Annotated in this window: 18 protein-coding genes; 8 read left to right on the top strand and 10 right to left on the bottom strand. The window is 70.1% G+C overall.

The window, feature by feature from the left end; translation table 11 throughout:
- Positions 1 to 178 precede the first annotated feature (178 nt).
- The 3 genes from ACWEFB_RS04275 to ACWEFB_RS04265 all read right to left on the bottom strand — a co-directional run bounded on the left by ACWEFB_RS04275 (position 179) and on the right by ACWEFB_RS04265 (position 3,918).
- Positions 179 to 1,096, bottom strand: a complete 918-nt coding sequence (locus ACWEFB_RS04275; RefSeq protein WP_452282096.1) for an N-acyl homoserine lactonase family protein — start codon at positions 1,094 to 1,096, stop codon at positions 179 to 181.
- Positions 1,097 to 1,237: 141 nt separating this feature from the next.
- Complete coding sequence (locus tag ACWEFB_RS04270; RefSeq protein WP_452282094.1) at positions 1,238 to 2,869, bottom strand: cellulase family glycosylhydrolase; 1,632 nt, start codon at positions 2,867 to 2,869, stop codon at positions 1,238 to 1,240.
- A gap of 122 nt (positions 2,870 to 2,991) precedes the next feature.
- Positions 2,992 to 3,918 carry an ABC transporter ATP-binding protein gene (locus ACWEFB_RS04265; protein WP_452282092.1) on the bottom strand — a complete coding sequence of 309 codons (927 nt, stop codon included), beginning with the start codon at positions 3,916 to 3,918 and terminating at the stop codon, positions 2,992 to 2,994.
- Positions 3,919 to 3,973: 55 nt separating this feature from the next.
- Between ACWEFB_RS04265 and ACWEFB_RS04260 the strand changes: the two genes are divergently transcribed.
- Together ACWEFB_RS04260 and ACWEFB_RS04255 are read left to right on the top strand one after the other, a co-directional pair.
- Entirely contained in the window at positions 3,974 to 5,059 is a 1,086-nt protein-coding gene (locus ACWEFB_RS04260; protein ID WP_452282090.1) for an ABC transporter ATP-binding protein, read from the top strand.
- Complete coding sequence (locus ACWEFB_RS04255; RefSeq protein WP_452282088.1) at positions 5,056 to 6,057, top strand: ABC transporter permease subunit; 1,002 nt, start codon at positions 5,056 to 5,058, stop codon at positions 6,055 to 6,057. The genes ACWEFB_RS04260 and ACWEFB_RS04255 overlap by 4 nt, the downstream gene beginning before the upstream one ends.
- A 78-nt stretch (positions 6,058 to 6,135) precedes the next feature.
- Here ACWEFB_RS04255 and ACWEFB_RS04250 read toward each other — a convergent pair whose 3' ends face one another.
- Together ACWEFB_RS04250 and ACWEFB_RS04245 are read right to left on the bottom strand one after the other, a co-directional pair.
- A complete protein-coding gene (locus ACWEFB_RS04250) occupies positions 6,136 to 7,731 on the bottom strand; it encodes a golvesin C-terminal-like domain-containing protein (protein WP_452282086.1) in 1,596 nt (531 codons plus the stop codon).
- Between the two features lie 110 nt (positions 7,732 to 7,841).
- Positions 7,842 to 9,017, bottom strand: a complete 1,176-nt coding sequence (locus ACWEFB_RS04245) for an ROK family transcriptional regulator (RefSeq protein WP_452282084.1) — start codon at positions 9,015 to 9,017, stop codon at positions 7,842 to 7,844.
- A 177-nt stretch (positions 9,018 to 9,194) separates the two neighbouring features.
- Between ACWEFB_RS04245 and ACWEFB_RS04240 the strand changes: the two genes are divergently transcribed.
- Together ACWEFB_RS04240 and ACWEFB_RS04235 are read left to right on the top strand one after the other, a co-directional pair.
- Positions 9,195 to 10,646, top strand: coding sequence for a glycoside hydrolase family 3 protein (locus ACWEFB_RS04240; RefSeq protein WP_452282082.1), 1,452 nt, complete (start codon positions 9,195 to 9,197; stop codon positions 10,644 to 10,646).
- 93 nt (positions 10,647 to 10,739) lie between these two features.
- Positions 10,740 to 11,525 carry a phosphatase PAP2 family protein gene (locus ACWEFB_RS04235; RefSeq protein WP_452282080.1) on the top strand — a complete coding sequence of 262 codons (786 nt, stop codon included), beginning with the start codon at positions 10,740 to 10,742 and terminating at the stop codon, positions 11,523 to 11,525.
- 249 nt (positions 11,526 to 11,774) lie between these two features.
- On the opposite strand, the gene ACWEFB_RS04230 is transcribed toward ACWEFB_RS04235, so the two are convergent.
- From ACWEFB_RS04230 to ACWEFB_RS04220, 3 genes are all read right to left on the bottom strand, one after another.
- The gene (locus tag ACWEFB_RS04230) at positions 11,775 to 13,202 is read right to left on the bottom strand and encodes a PQQ-dependent sugar dehydrogenase (protein ID WP_452282078.1); all 1,428 of its coding nucleotides are present in this window, start codon (positions 13,200 to 13,202) and stop codon (positions 11,775 to 11,777) included.
- Positions 13,203 to 13,325: 123 nt separating this feature from the next.
- A complete protein-coding gene (locus ACWEFB_RS04225) occupies positions 13,326 to 14,420 on the bottom strand; it encodes an Ig-like domain-containing protein (RefSeq protein ID WP_452282076.1) in 1,095 nt (364 codons plus the stop codon).
- 83 nt (positions 14,421 to 14,503) lie between these two features.
- A complete protein-coding gene (locus ACWEFB_RS04220; protein ID WP_452282074.1) occupies positions 14,504 to 15,670 on the bottom strand; it encodes an Ig-like domain-containing protein in 1,167 nt (388 codons plus the stop codon).
- Positions 15,671 to 16,818: 1,148 nt separating this feature from the next.
- Here ACWEFB_RS04220 and ACWEFB_RS04215 point away from each other — a divergent pair.
- Positions 16,819 to 17,562 (top strand): GAF and ANTAR domain-containing protein, encoded by a 744-nt coding sequence (locus tag ACWEFB_RS04215; protein WP_452282072.1) that lies wholly within the window; start codon positions 16,819 to 16,821, stop codon positions 17,560 to 17,562.
- Between the two features lie 38 nt (positions 17,563 to 17,600).
- Positions 17,601 to 18,326, top strand: coding sequence for an ANTAR domain-containing protein (locus ACWEFB_RS04210; RefSeq protein ID WP_452282070.1), 726 nt, complete (start codon positions 17,601 to 17,603; stop codon positions 18,324 to 18,326).
- 21 nt (positions 18,327 to 18,347) lie between these two features.
- Here the strand turns inward: ACWEFB_RS04210 and ACWEFB_RS04205 are convergent, their stop codons facing one another.
- The gene (locus tag ACWEFB_RS04205; RefSeq protein ID WP_452282068.1) at positions 18,348 to 19,280 is read right to left on the bottom strand and encodes an AraC family transcriptional regulator; all 933 of its coding nucleotides are present in this window, start codon (positions 19,278 to 19,280) and stop codon (positions 18,348 to 18,350) included.
- A gap of 81 nt (positions 19,281 to 19,361) precedes the next feature.
- Between ACWEFB_RS04205 and ACWEFB_RS04200 the strand changes: the two genes are divergently transcribed.
- Both ACWEFB_RS04200 and ACWEFB_RS04195 read left to right on the top strand, forming a co-directional pair.
- Positions 19,362 to 20,219 carry an NmrA family NAD(P)-binding protein gene (locus ACWEFB_RS04200; RefSeq protein ID WP_452282066.1) on the top strand — a complete coding sequence of 286 codons (858 nt, stop codon included), beginning with the start codon at positions 19,362 to 19,364 and terminating at the stop codon, positions 20,217 to 20,219.
- On the top strand, positions 20,216 to 20,719 hold the full coding sequence (locus ACWEFB_RS04195; protein ID WP_452282064.1) for an anthrone oxygenase family protein: 504 nt from the start codon (positions 20,216 to 20,218) through the stop codon (positions 20,717 to 20,719). The genes ACWEFB_RS04200 and ACWEFB_RS04195 overlap by 4 nt, the downstream gene beginning before the upstream one ends.
- Before the next feature lie 35 nt (positions 20,720 to 20,754).
- Here ACWEFB_RS04195 and ACWEFB_RS04190 read toward each other — a convergent pair whose 3' ends face one another.
- Complete coding sequence (locus ACWEFB_RS04190) at positions 20,755 to 21,501, bottom strand: class I SAM-dependent methyltransferase (protein ID WP_452282122.1); 747 nt, start codon at positions 21,499 to 21,501, stop codon at positions 20,755 to 20,757.
- Between the last annotated feature and the right edge of the window lie 57 nt (positions 21,502 to 21,558).

Below are 21,558 nucleotides of genomic sequence, written 5' to 3'. Positions count from 1 at the left end.
CCCGACCCCGCCAGACACTGGACTGGGCCACCCCAGCCCAGCGCCTGGCACAACTCATCACCGCTTAACGATTGCACTCACCACTTGACCCCAACCGCCGAAAAGTGTCGCTAACTTCATGATCGACGGCGGGTCGGCGGCGGGTCGGCGGCGGCGGGTGTTCGGGCTTTCGCAGCGGTCAGCTTGCCGTTGTTACGCCGGCTCGCTCGGCCCAGGAGCTGCCGGAGAGGTGGCCGCCAGCGGCGGGGTCGTGTGCGGGCAGGACGGCGAGGTTCGGGTACCGGCCGCGCAGGGTGTTGATCGCGCGGGTCGTCTCGCGCAGCCGGGCGCGTTCGCCTACGCCGGGGATGTGTCCGTCCTGCATGAGGTGCACGTCGTAGGTGACGTCACCGACCATCAGCAGCGGGGTCGCGCCGGGCTGGCGTACGAGCAGCGACAGCGAGCCGGGGGTGTGTCCCGGTGTGGGCAGCAGGACGAGGGTGCCGTCGCCGAAGAGGTCGTGGGCGGCGGTGAACGGTGCGACGGCCGGGTCGTTCGTCGCGCGTGGCGTCACCTGCCGCCAGCGCAGACCGGGCAGGTTGATGTGACTGGTGAGCATGCCCCGGTTCTCGGGGTTCGGCTGGTGCAGGTCGTCCCACTCGCGCTGGTCGACGACGATCTCGGCGTGGCGCAGCTCGGACAGGCCGCCGATGTGGTCCTGGTGCAGGTGCGACAGCACGACGGTGTGCACGTCGGCGATGTCGTAACCGATGCTGGCCAGTCGGGCGGTCAGCGTCTGGTCCGAGTCGATCTGGAACCGGGCGAGCCGCCGGTAGATCAGGCCGGTCAGGCCGGAGGTCGGGAAGTAGTTCGGGTCGGTGACCGAGGCCCGGTCCTGCCCGGTGTCGAACAGGACGAGACCGTCCTCCCGCTCGATCACGTAGACGTTGATCGGTCGTGGGTCGGTCCACCGGCGTGAGGTCATCAGCCACCACAGGAACGGGGTGCCGTTCGACCGCACGTGCTGCGGGCGGATGTCCACCGTGCCGGTGCTGACCACCGAGACTGCCTTGATCGGGTTGCTGAGCTTGGGCGCGACCGCCGCGTTCTGTGTCATGACATTAGATTACACAACACATAATCCCTGGCAAGCCCCCGGGCGCACTCATGTAGAGAAAGAGGGGCTATCCCGAGTCGGATAGCCCCTCTTTCTCTACAAAAGCGGGTGTTCTCGGCAGGGGGCGGCGGCCCCCGCAGGTTAGGACGTGGGGAAGTTGTCGGGGGTGCGGGTGCGGTCGCGGATCCAGACGCCGGCGGGCTTGAGTACGGCGGTGCCGGCGTACGTGGTGCCGTTGCAGGTGCCGGTGTTGAAGACGGCACCGGACCGGAAGTCGTCGGAGAAGTTCCAGTTGACCCAGCTGATCTGCTTGCTGGCCATCAGATCCAGGTACGCCTGCGCCTGGGTGAAGTTGTTCGCACCGTCACCGGAGGCGGTCTGGGTGCCGAACTCGGTGACGAACATCGGGATCCGGTCGGCGGCCCTGCTCAGCGCGTTCAGGTACGACGTGCCGTGCGAGGCGGCGTAGAAGTGGAAGGTGTACATGATGTTGGTGGCGTTGACCGGGTTGTTGACCACCTCGGTCTCGCTGGCACCGTCGGAGAGCCCGAGCGAGGACCAGGCGCGGGTGCCGACCAGCACCACCCCGTCGGGGTCCTGCGCGCGGATCACCGGGATGATCTGCTCGGCGTACGACTTGATGGTCGACCAGCCGACGCCGTTCGGCTCGTTCGCCACCTCGTACAGGATGTTGGTCTTGTCCCTGTGCCGGCTGGCGATCTCGGTGAAGAAGGTACGGGCCCGGCTGAGGTTGAAGTTCGGGTCGCCCGGATCGAGCATGTGCCAGTCGACGATCGCGTAGAGGCCCCGGGCGGTGGCCCGCTCGATGAAGTCGTGCACCCGGTCGGTGAAGCCGCGCGGGTCGGTCTCGTAACCGTCCTCCTGGATGTACATCGAGATCCGGAGCACGTCGGCACGCCAGTCGTTGGCGAGCGCGTCGAGGGAGTTGTTGTTGACACACTGGGCGTACCACTGGATGCCGTGCGTGCTCATGCCGCGCAACTGGATCGGGCGCCCGTACTGGTTGCAGAGCTTGACGCCGCAGACCCGGAGCTGGCCGTTGATCGCCGCCGGGGTGGTGCCGCCGCCCCCGCCGGAGGCGGTGGTCGCGGTGACCTGGTTGCTCACCGCCGACAGGTTGCCGGCCGCGTCCCGCGCCCGGACCGTGAAGGTGTACGCCGTCGCGGCGGCCAGCCCGCCGACGGTGCCGCCGGTGCCGGTGACCGTGGTCGCGAGAGTCCCGCCCCGGTAGATGTCGTAGCCGGTCACCGCGACGTTGTCGGTGGCGGCGTTCCAGGCGAGGGAGACACTGGTCGAGGTGACCGAGGTGCTGCGCAGGTTGCCGGGGATGGTGGGTGCCTGGGTGTCACCGCCGCCTCCGCCGCCGGTGCACGAACCGCCGTTGACGGTGCAGTTGGTCGGGGTGCCGGTGCCCGACACGGTGAAGCCGAAGGTGGTGCTCGCTCCGGCGGCGAGGGTTCCGTTCCAGGACTGGTTGACGAAACTGTGGCGGTTACCGGAGGTGGTCCGGGTCGCGTCCCAGGAACTGCCGATGGTCGAGCCGGCGGCCAGGTCGAACTCGACCCGCCAGCCGGTGATCGTGCTGGTCGTGTTGTTGCGGACGGTGAACAGGGCCTCGTAGCCACTGCCCCAGTCCTGGGTCTTGGTGAAACTGGCGGTCGCCGCGTACGCGCCCGGAGCCACCAGCAGGGCTGCGGTCACGGCCAGCGCGGTGGCGGACACCAGCGTCGCCAGCCGACGGAATCTGTTCATCCTGTTCCCCTGACGATCGGATCGACATGACGACACGTATCGATGAAGGAACAGTAAATTTAATTAACAGTCACGTCAACATGACGGCACTTGTCCATATTTGGCGGCACCGGTCGGACGGCTCAGGCGGCGCGGGCGGTGAAGCGGTCCCCGGAGCGTTCGACGGTGAGCGGCAGGCCGAACGTACGGGAGAGGTTGTCCCCGGTGATGGTGTCACCGAGCAGACCCTGGGCGACGATGCCGCCCTCGCGCAGCAGGAGCGCGTGGGTGAAGCCCGGCGGGATCTCCTCCACGTGGTGGGTGATCAGCACCAGGGCCGGGGCGTCCGGGTCCCGGGCCAGTCCGGCCAGCCGGCCGACCAGGTCCTCGCGCCCGCCCAGGTCGAGCCCGGCCGCCGGCTCGTCCAGGAGCAGCAACTCGGGGTCGGTCATCAGGGCACGGGCGATCTGCACCCGCTTGCGCTCCCCCTCGGACAGGGTGCCGTAACGCCGGTCGGCCAGCCCGGCGACGCCGAACTGGTCCAGCAGGGCCCGCGCCCGCGCCTCGTCCACCGCGTCGTAGCTCTCCCGCCACCGGCCGACCACCGACCAGGCCGCGGTCAGCACCACGTCGCGTACGGACTCGTCGCCCGGGATCCGCTCGGCCAACCCGGCCGTGGTGAGCCCGATCCGGGTACGCAACTCGGCCATGTCGGTGCGGCCGATCTTCTCCCCGAGCACGTGCACCGTGCCGCTGGTCGGGTGCGACCGGCCGCCGGCCAGATTGAGCAGGGTCGTCTTCCCCGCGCCGTTGGGGCCGAGCACCACCCAGCGCTCGTCCAGCTCCACCCGCCAGCTCAGGTCCCGCAGCAGGAACGCACCGGTGCGGACCACGTTCACCCCGGCGAGGTCGATCACCAGGTCGTCGCTGGCCGGGCTCGGGTTCGGGCCGGTGGCAACGGCACCGGCGACGTTGTGGACCAGGTCAGTAGGCACCCGTCCATCCAACCACGCACGCGTCGCCGCCCCCCACGGACGGCGGCCTCCCCGTAAGGTGGGGCGCCGTGTCATTGATCACGCTGAACGGACCGGAGGTCCACATGGGCGGACGCGGCGAGGGGGTCGCGTGAGCGCGGTCATCGAGATACACGGGCTGCGTAAGAGCTTCCGCCCCCTGCGGGGCGAGCCGAGGGTCGCACTCGACGGGTTCGACATGCTGGTCGAGGCGGGGCAGGTGCACGGTTTCCTCGGCCCCAACGGCTCGGGCAAGACCACCACCCTGCGTACGCTGCTCGGCCTGGTCCGGGCCGACGCCGGAAGCATGCGGGTGCTCGGTGAACCGGCGCCGGAACGGCTGCCGGCGGTCGCGCCCCGGTTCGGTGCGATCGTGGAGAGCCCGCAGTTCTTCGGCAACTTCACCGGCCGGCGCACCCTGCGGCTGCTCGCCACCGCCGGCGGGGTCGAGCCGGTACGGGTGGACGAGGTGCTCGAACGGGTCGGTCTGCGGGACCGGGCCGAAGACCGGGTCAAGGGTTACTCCCTCGGCATGAAGCAGCGGCTGGCGGTCGCCTCGGCCCTGCTCAAGAACCCGGAGCTGCTGATCCTCGACGAGCCGGCGAACGGGCTCGACCCGGCCGGGATCCGGGAGATGCGGGACCTGGTCCGCGACCTGGCGTCGTCCGGGGTCACCGTCCTGGTCTCCAGTCACATCCTGGCCGAGATCGAGCTGATCTGCGACCACGTGACCATCATCTCGCGGGGGCGGCGGGTTACCTCCGGAACCGTCGGCGAGGTGCTGGCCGGCTTCGACCGGGGCGAATACCTGGTACGGGTCGACGACCCGGAGGACCGCGCCACGGAACTGATCACGGGCGCCGGGCACGACGTGGTCACCTACCCCGACCGTCTGGTGGTCTCCGGGGTGTCCGATCCGGCCGCGCTCAGCCGCATCCTCGGCGAGCAGGACCTCTGGGTACGCGAGCTGACCCCGCTCACCCCGGACCTGGAGAGCGTCTTCCTCGAACTCACCGGAACCGTGCCGCAGCAGGGCAACCCGCACCAGGTCGACGACTCGGTGCTGCCGCAGCGCCCGGACACGGGCCACGGACCGGCGGCGCAGATCGAGCTGGGCTCCACCGCGGATGACGGGAAACCACCGGCCGCCATCGGTGCGGGAGCGCCGGTCACCACCGACGAGGGGACGAAGGCGTGAATCTCATCCAGGCCGAGTTGGAGCGGCTGGGTGCCCGACGTTTCGTCCAGCTCATGCTGGCGGTGCTGGTGGTCGCGTTCACGATCACCGTCGTCACCACCATCGCCGGGTCGCGCCAACCCAGTGCGGGCGAGGTCGAACGGGCGCGGGTCGCGGTGCAGGAGCAGATCGACGCAAACGAACGCTGGCTGCGCGAGTGCCGGGAAGCCCGCGAGGAGAACCCGGAGGAGTTCCGGTCCAACTACCCGGTCGACTGCGACGAGATGTACACCCGTACGCCGCAGATCGAGGACTACCTGACCGGGGTGTTCGTCTTCGAACGGCAGATGCCGGGGCTGGTGTACTTCCTGATCACGTTCCTCGCGCTGTTCGGTTTCCTGGTCGGGGCGTCGTACATCGGTGCCGACCTGAACTCGGGCGGGATGACCAACCTGCTGCTCTGGCGACCGCAGCGGCTCACCGTACTCGGAACCAAGCTGGGCACCCTGCTCGGTGCCGTACTCGGACTGTCGATGGTCTCCTCGGTGCTGTACCTGGGTGCGTTCTGGTTGGTCGGCCAGACGCGTGGCTACCCCGGCATCCTGGACGCGGACTTCTGGAACACGATCCTGACCACCACGGTCCGGGGGTGGTTCCTGACCCTGCTGGTGGCCGCGCTGGGCTTCGCGATCGCGGTTCTGGGCCGGCACACCGCCGCCGCGCTGGGCGTGCTCGCGGGTTACGCGGTGATCTGGGAGGGCGGCGGCCGGATCGTCATGGAGATCATCGACGCCCCGCGCCCGGACGTCCTGATGCTCTCCACCTATGTCGGCGCCTGGGTGCTCGGCCAACTCCACCTCACCGACCAGGGCTTCGTCTGCGACCCGGGCCCCGCCGGCTACTGCCAGGTCACCCAGTACGTGCTGGGTTGGCCGGCGGCGCTGCTGGTGCTGCTGGTCGTGGTGGGCGCTTTCGTGCTCGCCTCGTTCGCCAACTTCCGCAAGCGGGACCTGGTGTGACCGGGGAGGGGCGCCCGGTCTGACCGGGTGCCCCTCCCCTGCTCGCTACTGACCGTGCCCCTGCTGCCGCCCTTGAGATCAGAGGCGGGTGAGGCGGACGGCGTCGGCGATCACGTAACCGGTGCCGGAGGCCCAGCGGCTCACCCCGACCTTGTTGGCGTCACCGGCGGCGAGGGTGAAGGAGCCCAGCGAGCGCCACTGCCCGCCGCCGGTGCGCTGGTTGACGATCACAGTCTGGTTCCCGCTCGGCGTCGCCACCACGTACGGGGTGGAGTCGTTGTAGCCGGGGTCGGCCGGGTACCAGACGTCGACCCGGTAACTCGCCGTCGCCGGCACGTTGAACCTGTACCAGGCGACGTCGCTGGCGGCGACCGGGTTGGCGTACCGGTAGTCGACCCCCTGACGCTGCGCGGAGTACGTCGACACGCCCCAGTTGGCGCTCGCCGTGAACCGGCCCGAGGTGGTGTTGTCCACGGTGGACGCCCAGCCGCCGCCACCGCCACCGGAGCCGGTGACGTACTGCATGTAGGTGGTCCAGTTCCAGTTCGGGCCGGGGTCGGTGTGGGTGGCACCGGGGACCTGGTTGTGCCCGATGATGTGCGACCGGTCCTTGGGGATGCCGTACTTGTCGCACAGGTGCCGGGTCAGCGCGGCGGACGCCCGGTACATCGCGTCGGTGAACCAGGACGCCTGGTTGACGTAACCCTCGTGTTCGATCCCGATCGACTGGGTGTTGTACGTCCAGTTGCCGGCGTGCCAGGCGATGTCCTTGTCGCGTACGGACTGGGTGACGGCGCCGTCGGAGGAGCGGAAGGTGTAGTGGGCGCTCACCCCGGCGGCCGAGTTCTGGAACCAGTTCACCGTGCCGGCGTACGACCCCTGCGCCACGTGGATGATCACGTAGTTGATCGGGTACGCCGACTCGCGACTCGACGCGGTGTAGTTCCCGGAGTACGCCGGCGCCCAGGCGGCCGGGCCGTAGTCGGTGCTGAGGGTGCCCACCCCGCCGGTGCCGGCGTTGGCGGAGGAGCCGAGCGGGGCGACGGTGGCGTACCCGCGCCGCTGCGGCGAGACGGTCCGGGGGGCGACCGAGGTGACGGACGGAGCGCTGAAACCGGTGCCGAGCAGGTCGTACACGGCGTCGGCGTAGAGCCGGGCGACGGCCGGGTCACCGGCGCCGCCGTACCGAACGACCGGGAGGTACCAGTGGTCGACGTCGGCGCGCTGGGTCGCGTCCAACCCGGCGGCGTCGGCGTACGAGCGCAGCACCGCCGCCGCACCGAGGACGTTGGCCGTGCTGTCGGTACGCAGTACGGCCGGCTCGAGGCCGGTGAGCGTCGCCGCCAGGTCCAGGGTGCGCAGTTTCGGGTTGCTGGTCAGGTGCATGACGCCGTACCCGCCGGACGCGCTCGGGGCGCCACCGTGCCCGTCGAGCCGGGTTTCGGCGTAGCCGAGCGCGGCGAGCAGGTCGGCCGGCACCTGGTACCGCGCCGCCGCCCGGTCGAACGCGCCGGCCAGCGGCGACCGTACCTCGGCGCCGGCCACCGCCGGACCGTTGCCGGGAACGTCGGTCGGGCCGGCGGCCAGCGCGGGTTGGCCGGCCGGACCGGCGGCCAGGATCAGGGCGGCGCCGAGCAGGTAGCTCGCACGCCGTGAGGAAAACCGAACAGTCACCGTCACTCCTCCCCAGGGGATCGATGATCCTGGATCTGGATCACCGGATGACGGAACGCTATAGTGCGACGTTCATCGATGTCGAGGGAGCTTGGGTAACCACCGGGTAACTAGCCGACGGTCGAGCCGAACACCTCGTCCCGGACCGCGTCGAGGGCTGTACGCAGCGCGCCGCGCAGCACCGGCTCGTCGGTCAGCTCGGTCACCACCACCCGTGGCGTGACCAGGGTGATCGCCGCGACCTCGTGCTGCACCCGCTCGGCCAGCGCACTGCCGCCGGCCTGACCGACCTCGCCGGCCAGCACCACCAGCGGCGGGTCGAGCACGACGCAGGTGCTGGCCACCCCGAGCGCGAGCCGGCGGGCGAGTTCGTCCAGCAGTTGACCGCCCTCGGTGCCGGCGGCGATCGCGGCGCGTACCGCGTCCGCGGCGGTCTGGGCCCGGAAGCCGTGCTCGCGGGCGACCACCCGGACCGCGTCGGCGGCGGCGAGCTGCTGGAACGCGGGCTTGGCCCGGCGGGAGACGTCACGCGGGATGGGTGCGCCGGGCACCGGCAGGTAGCCGATCTCGCCGGCCGCGCCGCTGCTGCCGTGGTGCAGCTTGCCGTTCAGCACGATGGCCAGACCGACACCGACACCGACCCAGACCAGGACGAAGTCGTCGACGCCACGGGCGGCACCGGACTGTGCCTCGGCGAGGGCGGCGAGGTTGACGTCGTTCTCGAACACGACCGGGGTGTGCAGGTCCTCCCGGAGGGCGGCGAGCAGACCCCGGTGCCAGCGGGGCAGGTTGAACGCGAAGGTGATGTCGCCGGTGGTCGGGTCGACCAGACCGGGCGTACCCAGCACCACCCGCCGTACGCTGCTCAGCGACGCTCCGGCGCTGCTCGCCGCCTGGACCACCGCGTTGTGTACGACGCCGACCGGGTCGTCGGTGTCGCGGGTGGACTGTTCCACCCGGCCGATCACCTTGCCGGTGATGTCGGCGCAGGCGGCGACCACCCGGTCCGGGCCGACGTCCACCCCGATCACGTGCGCGCTGCCCGGCTCGACCGCGTAGAGCTGGGCGTTCGGCCCGCGCCCACCGGCCTGCTCGCCGACCCGGATGACCAGCCCGCGCTCCTCCAGCCGTTCGACGAGTTGGGAGGCGGTCACCTTGGACAGCCCGGTCAGCTCGCCGAGCTGCGCCCGGGTCAGCGGCCCCTGCGAGAGCAGCAGTTCGAGCGCGGCGCGGTCGTTGAGCGCGCGTAGCAGCCGGGGCGTGCCGGGTAGCCGGGTGGAAGCCATTCAGGTCCCCTAATTATTAGTAAAGTTTGTTATTAGATGGGTTAGCCTTTACCGAGTAGCCGTAGCGTAACGGCCAGTCGGTGCTCCGGCGGTAAGCCGACAGGGCACCGGTTGGTCACGAGATGGCCCTGCTTGGTGCGACACTCGGACCAGTGGGGGCCGCGAAGAGGAGACAACGTGGGGACTGATCCAGGACTCCGCCGGTTGGCGCTGCGTACCCTGCTCGCCGCCTTTCCCGGCGACTCGCCGCCCGACTGGGCGCTCGGCCTGGTCGCCGACGGGCTCGCCGGCCACACCCTGTTCGGCCGCAACGTCACCGACCCGGCCCAGGTCGCGACCAGCACCGCCGCCCTGCGCGCGGTCCGCCCGGACGTCCTGATCGCGATCGACGAGGAGGGCGGCGACGTCACCCGGCTGGCCCACGCCACCGGCAGCCCGTACCCGGGCAACGCCGCGCTCGGCGCGGTCAACGACGTCGGCCTGACCCGGCGGGTCTACCAGGCCATCGGTGCCGAACTCGCCGCCGTCGGGATCAACGTCAACCTGGCCCCGACGGTCGACGTCAACAGCGCCGACGACAACCCGATCATCGGCACCCGCTCGTTCGGCGCCGACCCGGTCCGGGTCGCCGCGCACTCCGCCGCCGCCGTCGCCGGCCTCCAGTCGGTCGGGGTCGCCGCCTGCGCCAAGCACTTCCCCGGTCACGGTGCCACCATCGCCGACTCGCACTACGAGCTGCCGACCGTGGACGTACCGCTGGACCTGCTCCGGGTCCGCGACCTGCCGCCGTTCGCCGCGGTGGTCGCCGCCGACACCAAGGCGATCATGACCGCGCACATCCGGGTGCCGGCGCTGACCGGCGACGGTCCGGCCACCTTCAGCCGGGCCGTCCTGGTCGACCTGCTCCGCCGCGAATACGGCTTCGCCGGTGCGGTGATCACCGACGCGCTGGAGATGAAGGGCGCGGCGCTGGCCGCCGGTGGCATCGGCCCGGCCGCGGTCCGCGCCCTGGACGCGGGCGCCGACCTGCTCTGCATCGGCGCCGACGTGGACGCCGCCCTGGTCGAGGAGGTGGCCGCCGAGATCGTCGCGGCGCTGCGCGACGGCCGGCTCTCCACCGAGCGGGTCGAGGAGGCCGCCGGTCGCGCCGACGCCCTCGCCGCCTGGACCCGGGCCGCCGGGACCGCCGAGATCACCGCCGGCAACCTGGGGTACGCCGCCGCGAAGCGCGCGGTACGGGTCGAGGGCGTGCTGTCCGGCCTGGACGATCCGCTCGTGGTGCAACTCGTCTCCAGCTCGACGATCGCGGAGGGGCGGGTCCCCTGGGGCCTCGGACCACACCTGGGCGGCACCGAGCAGTTGCCGCTGGTGGCCGCCGAGACCGACCCGGAGACGCTGGCGAAGCTGGCCGACGGACGGCCGATCGTGCTGGTCGGCCGGCACGTCCATCGGCTGCCGGGCGCGGCCGAGCTGATCGAGGCGCTGGCGGTCGACCAGGCGGTGACCGTGGTGGAGATGGGCTGGCCGTCGACCTGGCGACCGGCGGGCGTACGCGCCTTCGTCACCACGTACGGCGCGAGCCACGCCAACGGCTGGGCCGCCGCCGACACCCTCGGCCTGGCCGGCTGACCGCCTCCGGCCAGCCCGACTGACCTTCGTCGGGTCGCGACACCGACGAACGGAACAAGACTGCGGCCACCTCGCGTTCATACAGTGTTCACCATGGCGGAGCGCGAACGGTCGACGGAACGGTCAGCGGAACCAACCGGTACCGGTACGGGGGCGGGCGGTCCGACGCAGCGCCGCCGTACCGGGAGCCAAGCGGTCCGGCTCTGGACGGCGTTGGGGCTCGTGGTGGGCGGAGCCGGGCTGGTGGGCTGGCTCGCGCCCGGCGGGCTCGGCGACCCGGCGGTGATCAAGGTGACCGACGGCGTCTCGGCGGACGGTTACCGGGCCATCGTCGAGGCGATTGCCGGCACCCCCGGGTGGCTGCACCGACTGGTCGAACTGACCACCGACGCGGCCCTGCTGATACTGCTCGCACTCGTCGCCGGAATCGGCTGGCTCGGACGGCGACGCGACCCGCTCCTGCTGGCCGGGGCGGTGCTGGTCCTCGTCACCACCGGTGCCGCGTACGCGCTGAGCGAGGCGTCGAAGCTGGTGGTGGACCAGGAGCGGCCGTGCCGGGCGCTGGCCGGGGTGCAGCCGTTGGCCGCCTGCCCCGATGTCGGCGACTGGTCGTTCCCGAGCAACCACGCCACCATCGCCGGTGCGCTCGCGATGGGTCTGGCGCTGGTCGTACCCCGGTTGGCCCTGTTCACCCTGCCGCTGGCCGGGTTGACCGCACTCCTGCGGGTGGTGGCCGGGGTGCACTATCCGCACGACGTACTGGCCGGGCTGATCCTGGGCGGGGTGCTGGCCGCCGCGACGGTGACGGTGGCACGCGGGCCGACCGTACGCCTGCTGCGGGTGCTGCGCCTGGCACCTGCGGCGGGACGGGCACGATAGGGGCAATGGGCATTTACCCGTCAAGTCCCCCGAACGGACATTTTGGACGGCTCTCCCGCAGTCTTGAAAGCAACCGCTCGGATTCGTAGCGTTACCACTGGTCGTACCGACAGGTTCGCACCCCATCACGGCGACCCGCCGGCCACCGCCCGCCAGCCATGCGTCGGCGGGCGGCACCGAGGACTTCGGCCTGGGGAAGGATGCGGACCGTGGGCCCGCCGGGGTCCACGGTCCGCGCCACGAAACCGGCTAGCCGAAGTGGAACCGGCGGATTGTCCCGCCGGACAGATCCACGTAGTAAAGGTTTCCCTCCGGCCCGATCTGGAGGTCGACGGGGGTGGCCGCCGTGGCGAAGGGAACGATCGTGGCCGGGTTCGGTACACCGTTCGGACCCGCCAGCATGGCCCAGACGCAGCCGCGCAGGAAGTCGGAGAAGAACAGCGCGCGGGCGTACGTCGCCGGATAGCGGCCTCCGGTCCTCGGATAGAAGGCGAGCCCACTGATCACGGCCCGGCCGACCAGGCACCCGTCCCCCGGAGCAATCACCTGCGTACGCGCGTAGCTGTAGTGCGGCGCGGTGACCGTACCGGCGGGTGCGGCGTAGAGGCTGTCGCAGAGGTTGAGATGGGCCGCCCGGTAGTTGCCCTGCACTGCGGGCCCCTCGTAGCAGGGCCAGCCGTAGTTGCGTACCGGCCCGGCGACCGGGGCCACCACCCGGTCGATCTCCTCGTAGTTGCGCCAACCGACGTCACCGACCCAGATCTCACCGGTGCCCGGCCGGAACACCCAGCGGAACGGGTTGCGCAGCCCGTACGCGACGATCCGCTTGGTGTTCGCGTCCGGGCTCTTCGCCAGCGGGTTGTCGGCCGGGGCCTTGCCCGTGGTCTCGTGCACCCGGACGATCGTCCCGTCCAGGCCGGTCGGATCCGCGGTGGTACGCAGGTCCTGTGACCGTAGCGCCCCACCCTCGGCCGTCGGCGGGGTCATCGGGCCACCGACCGGGGACGGCGGGTCGCCGCACGGATTGCTCGGGGTGCCGAGCTGGCCGTAGTCCATCGTGTTGCCGGACGCCCCGTCGCCACCGGCGATGTAGAGGCGCCCGTCCGGGCCGAACCCGATGTCACCGATCGAGTGGGTGTCGCTCTGCTGGCACCAGTCGTGCAGGAGCACCCGCTCGGTGCCGTTCATCACGTCACCGCTGATGTGCAGGCGGGACACCCGGGCGCTGGAAAGGCAGTTCCCGATCACCGGGCAGGTGTCGCGATGGGTCGGGGCGGTCCCGCCGACAACACCGTCGTAGGTGTAGCCGACGTAGACCCACGGGTGGGTGGTGGGGAAGCCGGGCGGCAGCGCCAGCCCGACCAGGCCCAGGTCGGAATAGTCGTAGACGTTGGTTCGCAGGTCGGCGAAGGTGGTCGGGGTGGGGTCGGACAACCCGTGGAAGACCTTGATGATCCCGTTCTTCTGCGCGACGAAGATCCGGCCGTCGGGTGAGAACACGAGTTTGGTGGGTTGGACGAGCCCGGAGAAGACCACCTGGTCGGTGAAACCGGGCGGGAGCGCGGCGGCCCGTACCGGTTGTGCCGGCCAGGACGGCGGAGCGCCCGCCGCGACCAGCCCGAGGCAGAGCGCCAGTACGGCCGAAACTCCGCGTCGTGTTCCTGTTCTCCTGGACATCGCTGCCCCCTCACATGCTGTGGTTTCGAGTCCGATCGGTGGGTTGATACCTCGCCGGGTTCCCCCCGCACGCTTGCGCGGGAGGAACCCGGCGGTTCGGAAGCGGTGATGCGGCTGCCCGGGTCAGAACCGGATGGCGACAGAGGCGCTGACGGTGCGTCCCCCGAGCGTCAGCCGGTAGCTGAACCTGTCGGTTGATCCGTGTGACGCGTTCGGCGTGTAGAGCACCGTCCGGCGGCTCGTGATCTGCACCGTGCCGTGTGACGGCGGGGTGGCGATGGTCAGGTTCGCGCTGTCGGGCGCGATGTCGTTGGCCAGCACCGGGATGTCCACCTTCCTGGTGCCCGTGGTCGTGGCGGTGTCGGCGTTGGCGATCGGCGCCTTGCTGAAAGCGCCACGACCGTCTCCGATCCAGTGGTTCACCGCGCCGTTGTTGACGTTGGTGGTGACCACGTCGGGATTGCCGTTCCCGTTCTCGTCCTGCACGGCGGCCGTCCACCGGGTGGTGCCTGCGGCACTGCGTTCGAGGTGCACCACCGTGCCGGAGCTGAGCAGCACCACCACGCCCGACGAGGTGTCCTCGCAGCCCTGTTCGTATGTGATGACCGCGTCCATCGTGCCGTTGCGGTCGACGTCGGAGAGCCTGGCGGTCAGGCCGCTGCCGCAGAACCGCATCGGGCCCGGGATGAGGTTGCCGCCGTCGTTGAGAAAGGTGGCAAACGCACGGTCGGCGTTGGACCACTGGTAGATGTCCCGGCGCAGATCACCGTTGAAGTGCCCCGATCCGATGAAGTCGGGGTTGGGCAGTGCGACGAAGCCGTCCGCCGCGCTGAAGTTCTCCAACACCAGCAGGTCGACGTCGGATCCGGCGGGTCGGCCGTTGGACCATCCCACCAGCAGGTCGTTCGAGCCGTCCCCGCTGAGATCGAGGGCGGTGCCGATGTTGGGACAGTCGTCGAGCGTCCCCGCACCCGGCGGGTCGGTGTAGAAGTGGGCGACCGGTAGATCGAAGCGGCCACCGTCCAAGCCCGCTTCCACCACCACACCGCATTCGTCGGGGTCCACGTCGACCAGGGTGACCCGGTCGCTGCGTCCGTCGCCGGTCACGTCGCCGGTGATGGTCTGGTTCGGTCCACCGGCCCGAGCGGTGCCCGTGACCGCGCCCGCTGCGACCATCGCCGTCACGACGGTCATCAGGGCGATGAATCTTCTCCACATGATTCCTCCAATCAGGATCTCGATTTGCGGATTCGCGCGGCCCGAGCAGGACATCGGCGCGGATGATGGCGTCGGCCGCTCATTCACCGTGCGGGCTCGGTGCCCCGTGGTGCCGCCGGGGTGGCGCTCGCCGGTCGCGCGGTCGGTAGCCGGAGCGCAACCGTCACCGGGGCTACGGCGACCTTGCCGTCGTCGATCACCCGGTAGGTGAAGGTGTCGACGGTCGCCGGCGGGATTGCCGGAGGCATGTAGAGCAGGGTCTTCTGCGGCGTGATCTCGACCCGGCCGTAGCGTGGCGGTGTGTCGATCTCCACCCGCACCGCGACCGTCACCACATCGTTGGCCAGCACCGGGATGGGCGTCGGTACGGGCTCGGTGACCACAGCCTCGTCCGCCGCCGGGGTGGGCGCCTCGACGAACCTGACCGGGGGACGGATCAGGTAGTGCGAGACTTCGGAGGTGACGTCGTTGACTGTCTGCACGTCCGGTATACCGTCCAGGTCGGCGTCTACGATCGAGCAGGCCCAGGTGAACGAGCCCCCTGGGTCCTGCTCCAGGTAGTCGGTCCCGCCGTCGCCGAAGAGCACGGCCACTCCGGACTGCGGGGCACCGCAGCGCTCGAAGTACGAGAAGACCACCTCGGTGGCCCGGTCCAGGGTGAAGTCGGCAAGCTGCGGGGGTTGGATGGGGGTGGCGCAGAAGCGTAGCTCGCCCGGGGCGAGGCTGCCGTCGGCCTCGTTCAGGAGGGTGGTGATTCCCTCCCCCTGGTCGGTCCACTGGTAAACGTCCCTGCGCCCGTCACCGTTGAAGTCGGAGACGTCTATGTAGCTGGGTTGGAACAGGCCGGTGGTCCCACCCGAGGGGCGGAAGTCCCGCAGAATCAGCAAATCCTGGTCCACGCCCACCGGACGGCCGGCGAACCATCCCACGACCAGTTCCATGGACCCGTTCCGCCCGAGGTCGACCAGGGTTCCGATATCCGGGCACTGTAGAACGGCGCCAGCTCCGGCGGGGTTCGGATAGGTGTACAACTTCGGCCCCTGAAAACCGCCGCCCGGTCTACCCAACTGCACCAGGACCCCGCACCTGTCGGGTGGGGCCGAGGTGAGTTGGACGCGGTCCGTACGTCTGTCACCGTTCACGTCGCCGAACAGCGTCTGACCCTGGGCACCCGCCCGGGCGGGCACGGCGCCACCCAGCGCGGTCACGGTCACGGCCACGGTCACCACGGCAATGCGTCTTGCCCACATGATGTTTTCCCTTCGCCTCCACACACCCGTTGCGGTGGCTGGCTCATTCCCCGACACTAATTCGCCTATATCCCCATAAGCCAGCAGGTGACCGCTACACGACACCTATCTGACATATCCTATTAATTAGGGCATGAATGGTCCCCACTCCCAGCCCCGGCCACGAGTTGAAAGGAGTTTCATCCGGGACCGGATAACGGTGACAGGAGCGCCTCGCCACCACCGGTCGGACGACAGGAGTCAATGCCGCCCTGGAACGTCATCGACCGCACTGAAACGCGCGGCCCGACACGGAAACGTCGGAGCGGAGCCGGTGCGATCGTTCTGGCCCCGATCGGCGGTCAGCCAAGTGACCGACCCGGCCGTACCCCGGGCCGACGGGTTCCCGGCCGCCCGACCCAGCTCCGGAAACGATCGGAGCGGCGGCCATGTGTACCCCGGCGGGTACGGCGACGATCCGCGGTGCGGCAGACGGTGACCGATGACCGCTGGCAGAAGGGCGTCGATTTGAGACGACTCCCCGAAGTCGACTTCTCGTTCATGTTGCCGTCCTTCTGCCCGACACCAACCCGGAGTGCCGAACGAAGTCGCACAGGAAAACTCGAATCAGTTGTGGTCTCATGTCCACGATGACCGGCCGGTGCCGGGCGTACGGCACGCGGGGCCGGTAACGGGTCGATGAGAGCCGGGTCGGCGGTGCGTGGAAAATGCACGGCGACATTTCCTTAGCGGATCGGTCGCGATACAGATCCTGCGGATCCGGGCACGAACATCAGCCCGGCCCGGGCACACGGCCACGGCGGTGAGCGCTCAGCGCGGAATGGTCCCTAGCACAGATGAGGGGAATTCATACGGGCCCCACCTTTGGTGTGTCGTCCTCGATTGCCAAGGTCTGGGGCAACATCCACTACTGGATGAAACAACGTTATCCCAGGTCAGAGGGGCTGTCAACGGGACCCGACAAAGAATCATGCAGACGGGTGAATGGCAGAGTGAGCCACGGGATGTATCGTTCCCCTATCTCTGTTGATGTCGCTTCCAACCGGCGGCACCTCTCACTAATCCGGAAGGTGCGCCCCAATGATGATGATGACTTCACAGACATACTCCGATCCAAATCGGCAGGCCGGCCGGCGCGTGGTCGAGGCATGACGACGAATCGCCCGGCGGGTCGATGGGTCCGGGCACTCTCGACCATCGCACAACAGGAGAGTCCGGACAACGGAGCCGACAACGTCGCGAACAGTCTGTCCAGAATCTGCCGCGCCGCCTCGCACGAACTCGGCGGATCGGGCGCGGGCGTCACCGTACTCAGCGAGCAGGGTGCCCGAGGTTTCGCCGCCGCCTCGGACGAGACCACGTACATGTTGGAAGAACTCCAGTTCACCCTGGGGGAGGGTCCCTGCATCGACGCGTACGAGACGCGCAAGCCGGTCCTGGTCCCGGACCTCACCGCCGATACGGCGCTGAGGCGCTGGCCGATCTACGCACCAGCCGTCCGCGAGCATGACGTCCGCGCCGTTTTCGCGCTTCCGCTCCAGGTCGGGGCCCTGCGCCTCGGCGCCCTGGACCTCTTCCGCCACCGGACGGGCCCACTGACCAAGGACGCGTTCGATCAGGCGCTCACCTTCGCGGAGATCGCGCTCAGTGTCGTGCTCGACGGTCAGGGCACCGCAACGGGTCGCACCCTGCCGATCGGGGTCGACCAGTCGCCCGGCTTCCGGGCCGAGGTGGCGCAGGCACAGGGCATGATCATGGCGCAACTCGGCGTCACCATTGAGGAGGCGCTGATCCGGCTGCGCGCCCACGCCTATGCCGAGGGGCGGCCACTCCACGACGTGGCGCAGGACGTCGTCGACCGCAAGTTGCGATTCGACCAGACCCAGAAATGAACGACAGCATCCTTAGGAACAGGGGCCAGGAGCTTGTCATGACCGCAGTCTCATCACAACGACTCGCGAGGATCTTCGTCGAGATCTCCGACACCCTCGTGGACGAGTTCGACCTCATCGATTTCCTACAGACGCTCACCCAGCGGGCAGCGGAGCTCGCCGAGGCGGGCGTCGTCGGTCTGGTCCTCGCCAACCACTACAACCAGCTCCAGTTCATCGCCGCGTCCCGGGAAGAGGCCCGGGTTCTCGAGCTGTTCCAGATCCAGAACGACGAGGGCCCGTGCCTCGACGCGTTCCGAACCGGTGCCCCAGTGGTGAACACCGACCTGAGCAGCGCCATGAAGCGCTGGCCACAGTTCGTGCCGTACGCCACCGCCGCAGGGTTCCGCACCGTACACGCCTTCCCGCTCCGGCTGCGTACGCAGGTCATCGGGGCGCTCAACGTCTTCGGCGCCACCGCGAGCGAACCGCTCAACAGCGAGGACATCCCGATCGTGCAGGCGCTCGCCGATCTGGCCTCGATCGCCATCCTGCACGAACGTGCCATCAGCCGGGGCGAGGAACTCACCGCCCAGCTCCAGAACGCGCTGAACAGCCGGGTCACCATCGAGCAGGCGAAGGGCGCCATCGCCCAGCGCAACGGCATCAGCGTGGACGAGGCGTTCGTACTGATCCGCCGGCACGCCCGGTCGACCAACCAGCGGCTGGTCGAGGTGGCCCAGGCCATCGTCCTCGACCTCGCCAACGTTCCCGAACTCACCTGAGGGCGTTACGCCGGACCAGGCTCAGGCCGACGTGCGGTGTTGGGCCGGACTGAGTCCGCGTACGCGTTTGAAGGCGGAGCTGAGCGCGAACGGGCTGCCGTAACCGACCCGCCGGGCCACCGCGGCGACCGTCGCGTCCGGCTCGCGCAACAGGTCGGCGGCGAGGGCGAGCCGCCAGTTGGTCAGGTAAGCCATCGGCGGCTCACCGACCAGTTCGGTGAACCGGCGGGCCAGGGCCGCCCGGGAGACCCCGGTGCGGGCCGCCAGCGTGGCCACCGTCCAGGGCTGCGCCGGTTGGTCGTGGAGCAGCCGCAACGCGGGCCCCACCACCGGGTCGCCGTGCGCCCGGTAGCCGGCCGGGGCCGCCGCCTCCGGCCGGGAGAACCAGGCTCGGAGTACGGCGATGAGCAGCAGATCGAGCAGCCGGTCGAGGACCACCTCCTGGCCCGGCTCGTCCCTGGTCATCTCGTCGGCGAGCAGCCCGACCAGCGGACTGTTCCACGCCTCGCCCGGCAGCACGAGCAGTGGCGGCAGCACCCGCAGCAGCCGTTGGCTGACCTCACCCTCGACCTGGTACGTGCCGCTGAGCAGCACCGCCGTTCCGTCGACCCGCTCGCCCCAGGTTCGTACGCCGAGGTCCATCACCTCGCACAGCTCGTCACCGGCGGGTGTGGTGCTGAGCTCACCGGGATGGATCACCGCCTGCGGCGGGGTCGCCGGATCGTCGGCCACGGTGTACGGCGCCGGCCCCCGCGCGATCGCCACGTCACCGGGGCGCAGCCGTACCGGCTCGCCGCCGTCCGGTAGCACCCACGCCTCGCCGCGCACCATCGACATCAGGGTGAGCGGTGCGTGGTCCTCGATCCGTACCGACCAGGGTGGGTCGAACACCGAGCGGATCAGGAACGCGCCCCGCGCCCTCGGCCCGTCCAGCAGCCCCGCGAGTGGATCCATGCGCCCAAGGTTAGACGCCGGCGCATGCGGTCGAGCGTCTCGACGATTCCCGCCGGCAGCCGCCCGGACTTGACTGGTGGCATGACAGCGAACACGTTTGACGCACCGGTCCTGGTGCTCGGCGGCACCGGCAAGACCGGTCGCCGGGTGGTGCGCCGCCTCACCGCCGGGAACCGGTCGGTACGGGTCGGTTCCCGTACCGGGGAGCCGCCGTTCGAGTGGACCGACGAGCGCACCTGGGACGGCGTACTGGCCGGGGTGGAGTCGGTCTACCTGGTGTACTACCCCGACCTGGCCGCACCGGGCGCGGTCGACACGGTCCGTGCCTTCACCGCGCGGGCGGTCGCCGCCGGGGTACGGCGACTGGTCCTGCTCTCCGGTCGGGGCGAGCCGGCGGCCCAGCTCAGCGAGGAGGTCGTCCGGAACTCCGGGGTGGCGTGGACGATCCTGCGGGCGAGTTGGTTCAACCAGAACTTCAGCGAGGACTTCCTGGCCGACTTCGTCACCGACGGCGCGGTGCTGCTGCCTGCCGGCGAGGTGGCGGAGCCGTTCGTCGACGCGGAGGACATCGCCGAGATCGCGGCCGAGGCGCTGACCGGGGACCGGCACGCGGGGCAGCTCTACGAGCTGACCGGCCCCCGGTTGCTCACCTTTGCCGAGGCGACCGCCGAGATCGCCCGCGCCGCCGGACGGCCGATCCACTACGAGTCGATGCCACCGGAGGGGTACGCCGCCGAGATGGCCCGGTACGACGTACCGCCGGAACTGGTGGAGGTGCTGGTCGACCTCTTCGGTCAGGTGCTGGACGGACGCAACGCGTACCTGACCGACGGGGTGCGGCGGGCCCTGGGGCGCGAGCCCCGCGACTTCGCCGAGTACGCCCGCGAGGCCGCCGCCACCGGCGTCTGGTCCGCGCCGGCACCGGTGGACGCGTCGTGACCTCCGCCCTGGCCGCCTGGTCGGCGGCGGTGACACTGGCGGTGACCGGGGCGATCGCCGGCCTGTACTACGCCTACTCGGTCTCGGTGATGCCCGGCCTGAACGCGGTCGACGGCGGCTCCGCGATCAGGGCCATGAACAGCATCAACGTGAAGATCCAGAATCCGCTCTTCTTCGTCACGTTCTTCGGGCCACTGGTCACGGCGACGCTGACCGGCGTACTGCTGCTGGTCCTCGGGCACCGGCCGGCGGCGGTCCTCTTCCTGCTCGCCGCCGCCGTCTACCTGTTCGGCGCGTTCCTCCCGACGGTGGCGGTCAACGTACCGATGAACGACCTGCTCGCCGCGACGACGGTGCCGGCCGATCCGGCGGAGGCTGCGCGGGTCTGGGCGGAGTACTCGTCCCGCTGGACCGGTTGGAACACCGTACGCGCCGGCGCCAGCCTGGTCAGCCTGCTCCTGGTGGGATCCGGCATCTACCTCTGGCACCGCCAGCGGTAGCGCGAGGGGAACGGGGGGACGCCCGGCGGATCCGGTCACCGAGGCTTGCGGGCCTCGACCAGGATCCGCCGGGCGTGTGCGACGAACGGGCCGTCCGCCTCGATCCGCCGGTGCAGCGCGGCGAGTTCGTCGCGGTAGCGCTCGACGGTGAAACCGGGCACGATCCAGATCACCTTGCGCAGGAAGTGGACCACCGCACCGATGTCGTGGAAGACCGTACGCAGGGACTCCTCGCGCAGGTCGAGCAGTTCCAGGCCGGCGGCCCCGGCCTCGGCGGCGATCCAGGCCGTCCCCCGCCGGGGGTTGGCCGGCAGCGTCCCGGCGATCACCTCGGCCAGCTCGCCGACCGTGCCGGGGCCGATCTGCTGGGAGAGGAAGATGCCGCCGGGGCGGAGCACCCGGGTCACCTCCGGCCACCGGGTGTCGACCGGATGCCGGCTGACCACCAGGTCGAAGGCGGCGTCGCGGAACGGCAGGTCGGTGGCGGCGACCACGTGGGCACCGACCGAGGCCAGGTTGTGCCGGGCGATGTCGACGTTCGGCGGCCAAGACTCGGTGGCCACCAGCAGCGGTGGCGCCTGCGCGATGGTGGCGAGCACCTCGCCGCCGCCGGTCTGGAGGTCAAGAGCGGCGCTCGCCCGGGACATCCTGTCCCCGAGCAGGCGGGAGTAACCCCAGGAGGGGCGTTCCTCGGTGGCCCGCCCGGCGAACCAGGAGAAGTCCCAGCCTTCCACCGGCACGGACGCGCCCTCGGTGACAAGCTCCTCGAACGTCGCCGGCATCGCGCTCATCCGGGCAGTCTCGACCGCCCCGGCCCGCCCCGCAACGGAAAAACCCCT

The organism is Micromonospora sp. NPDC004704, assembly GCF_053601675.1.
Note: the sequence above shows the minus strand (reverse complement) of the source record. Positions and strands in the feature narration are given on the sequence as shown.